Source organism: Bartonella sp. ML70XJBT.G (assembly GCF_028618575.1).
Classification (GTDB): Bacteria; Pseudomonadota; Alphaproteobacteria; order Rhizobiales; family Rhizobiaceae; genus Bartonella.
Window position 1 is genome coordinate 1 of sequence record NZ_JAQITA010000055.1, and the last position, 3738, is coordinate 3738.

General features: G+C 34.9%; 3 protein-coding genes and 2 pseudogenes. 1 reads left to right on the forward strand and 4 read right to left on the reverse strand.

Annotated features, from left to right (window positions below):
- Window positions 1-590: 590 nt before the first annotated feature.
- A complete protein-coding gene (locus tag PVV64_RS10060; protein WP_273760853.1) occupies window positions 591-1223 on the forward strand; it encodes a hypothetical protein in 633 nt (210 codons plus the stop codon).
- Between the two features lie 9 nt (window positions 1224-1232).
- Here the strand turns inward: PVV64_RS10060 and PVV64_RS10065 are convergent.
- The 4 genes and pseudogenes from PVV64_RS10065 to PVV64_RS10080 form a co-directional block, all read right to left on the reverse strand.
- A pseudogene (locus PVV64_RS10065) lies at window positions 1233-1480 on the reverse strand (hypothetical protein); the annotation flags it as partial.
- 589 nt (window positions 1481-2069) lie between these two features.
- Window positions 2070-2705 (reverse strand): annotated as a pseudogene (locus PVV64_RS10070) (virulence-associated protein E); the annotation flags it as partial.
- Window positions 2706-2807: 102 nt separating this feature from the next.
- A complete protein-coding gene (locus PVV64_RS10075) occupies window positions 2808-3008 on the reverse strand; it encodes an AlpA family transcriptional regulator (protein ID WP_139413266.1) in 201 nt (66 codons plus the stop codon).
- A gap of 208 nt (window positions 3009-3216) precedes the next feature.
- The coding region (locus tag PVV64_RS10080; RefSeq protein ID WP_273760854.1) for a site-specific integrase at window positions 3217-3738 on the reverse strand (522 nt) is incomplete at its 5' end.

Here is a 3738-nt window from a genome sequence, read left to right on the forward strand (position 1 = left end):
GGATATTTTTTTTCAAAAAGGGTTTAAAAGGCTCTTTATCCACAGCCTATGACGTAAGTCAGATCAACAACAGAATAGTGAAATTTGCTATTTATTTCACATATCATTCAAGACGAATGCACTATGTATTTAAAAACATCAGAATGATCATTTGATAGGTTTTATGCGTCATTGAAATGAACACTTTTGTCAGTTCAATTTACTGACAGATAACTGACAAATATATATTATTGATTGAATTTATGGGTTGTGTTTTAATAAGGGTTGTATCATTAAAATACTAACATATTGAAAAATAATGTTTTTATTTTTTACCGTTTGAAAAAAATGCTATAGGGTTTAGAGTTAACTGACAAGACTGACAAAACTCTTTTTACAAAGCCACTCAGATCATTTGCTTTTGGAGAAAAGTTCCTTGATGAGAAGATCATAAAAAAAGAAGCGTATTCTATTGAAAATAGTTTTTTAAATTTCTCAAAACAATCTAAAAAAAATATTTAAAAGTTCAAATCATATCTTTAATTTGAATTATAAATACATTATTAGACTTTTGATATTAATCATTTGACATTAATCAAAGGTTTATGATGATGAAGTTTTCTGTTTTACTTTGTTTGTTAATACTCACAGCTTGTGGTCCTATAACACATTTGAACGGAATTGTTGATCCAAACTACAAGGGAAGATTTCAAACGAAAAAGATGGTCATATTAGGTTTTGGCATGTCTATTTCTGAGCAAAAAGCACTTGAAGACACCTTTGAGAAATCGCTTGTTAAATACAATGTACAGATATTGAGAGAATTAGAACTTTTCCCTCCAACTCGTAATTATTCCTATAAAGAGAAAGGGAAAATTATAACAAATAAAGGCGCAGATGCACTCCTCATAGTTAGCGTTGATAATCGTGCTATATCGCAGACATATATCCCGCCAACATATCATCCGGGAACCTCTACAAGTACTATTTCGGGATTTGGAAACTTTGCTACCATAAAAACTGAGACGACACCAGGTTATGTGAGCGGTGGATATAATATTGATAAGCCCGGCATAAGTGTTAGTGTTTTACTTATTAACAATACAAAAAACAAAGAAGCCATATGGGTAGCAAACGGCACTAGCGATGGAAATGCTTTTGCATCGTTTTCTGATCTCATAGTAGACGTTGCTGAAACAACTGTTGAAAAACTAGCCAAAGAGGGTCTTATCGCCCCAAAGTAGAGTTAGGAAAATAGCAGCATAATCACGAATTTTAGCCACAAGGTTGATGCCAATGTCACACCCCTCCTCTTCACGCTCTTTAGCCTACTCACAGTAAATCTGAACTGTTTCGTGTTCTTTCTTTTGAATGAAGGCTTGCGTCAAATAAGCCTTTAAAGGTTTTCAAACATGGTTCCTAATTCACGGGGTGATGTTGCCTTTTCACGGTGGAACTCTAAAGGAGAGCGTAAAGTAACTTATTTATTATCAGACTTAATAGATTAAAGAATATTGTAATAAACTCTATTGGCGCATGTTGTGATCAAAGACCATAAAGGGACGAAATGAGATCTATTAAATTGATTCAAAAGAAATATCGATAACAAAATAAGCAAAAACACACGAAAACCGATAAATTTCTTTAAATAAATTTTATAAATTATGCTTATCAGTAGCAGAATAGTGGAATTTGTTATTTATTTCACACATCATTCAAGACAAATGCACTATGTGCTTTTAAAATATCATAATAAGTATTTTGATAGGTTTTATATGTCATTAAAATTATCACTTTTTTCAGGTCAATTTACTGACAGAGTACTGATAAAAAACGATAAATATATACTATTGATTGTATTTATGAGTTCTATTTTCTCTATCAGGTATATTTATAAAATTATAACATATTGAAATATAGTGCTTTTTATTTTTTCTCATTTTAAAAATAATATAGGGGCTAGAATGGACTGACAAAAATGATAAAACTCTTTTTACAAAGTCACTTAGATCATTTTCTTTTGGAAAAAAATACTTGATGAGAATGTTATATAAAGAGTTTTACGTGATTGTTTTAAAGACCTCAAAAAAGGTTGCTTTGCCCTCACAAATAACCAGATGTTTTGGATTGTCTTGGCTTAAATGCACAGCACCGCCCATAACAGATCCCAACATGGCTTTTGCTGGTCTCTGATCTGTTTTGCAGCCATTGTCTTTTAAAAAGGTTCTATGAATGGCAAAGGAACCAGCCCCCTTAACAAGCGCTACCAACGCGGGTAGTGTTATTCCTAAGGGGTGCGGACATTTGTCGTGAAAGCGTAAATCAGCAGGCAATTCACAAGTAATACCCCGCATACGTAAATAGGTTTCTGCTAAAGTATTTTTGATTGGTTGGCTTTGTTGCCAAATTGCTTTTGCTCTCTCTGCTTTCTGTTTTGCTCGCTTGAGATCAGCACAAAACTGTTTTGAGAAAGAGAGCGTGTGATCATAGGCTTTATCAACAAAGGCTTGTTTTCCCAGCAAGCCAATTCTTCTAAGCGCTTGTATAATCTCTCTAAAAGAACAGCCAGCATAACAAGTGAGTAAAAGACGCCCATCATTTCCATTAGAAATAGATAAACTAGGCAGCCTATCATCATGAGTAGGGCAACGGGCTGTTCCATAACGCCCATGCCAAACCCCGCGCAAGGCACGTGTAATGCCCTGAGCATTCGTGAAAGATAACATGTTTTTTATCCTATGAATATTGCACCATAGGACGGATTTTGCTATTCATTCTTTGAGTGAAAATGGAAAGCCTTGTCCGTCCTTACGTGACAAGGTTTTCTTTTATGCGACGTCGTTATAACGTTGCTGTTTAGCTTGCTCTATAACATTCAAAAGATCTGATTGTAACCAACGCGATAAAAAACCAAATTTTAAAGGCTTTGGTAAAGAGCCATTGGTCACATGACGGCGGAATGTTGAAACACTCATATGAAGCAATTTTGCACTTTCACGGTCAGTTAAAAGAATATCATTTTCTATCATAGTAATTTCCTTTCAAGAGTAAAAATGGGAACAAATCATAAGTATTTATTAACCATATTTTTGAATCACTGGAAAGGTATTTAGTCTATAGAAAACAGTATTTTATCATACATTTTCTGATGTGATAATTTATGAGTCTCATTGAGAAAGAATGAGAGAAGAGAGAGAAAAAGTTATCCACAGATAATGGGGTATTACACCCCATATCTTAAGCTTGACCTGTGACATAAGCCGCCCATTTATCCATATAGACACGGCGTTGTTCTAAATAATCAGTACGACGATAGGAGCGCTCTACTTTACCACCCACTGTATGAGCTAGAATAGTTTCAGCGACCTCATAGGGGGCATCGGTTGTTTCAGCAAGCCAATTGCGTAAACTAGAACGAAATCCATGGGGGCAGGCAGCAAGTTTATTTTTTTTCATGTAAATAGACATGCAATTCTCAGCAAGGGGACCACGACCGGTTCCAGATAAAAGAAAATCATTGCGAGAAAGCGAGCGCGCTTGTTTTAGAATGTCTAATGCTTCTGTTGATAAGGGCACACGAAACTCTGTTGTAGCATCACGTCTTCCTTTCATATTCTCAGCAGGGATTGTCCATATATCCCCCTCAACTTGATCTTCACGAATATGACATAAGGGAAAAGCACGAACACCTGTCAAAATAAGCAAACGTAAAGCTAAATTTGTCATGGTTGTTTTTTGACAAAGCGTTTTATAAAAAGC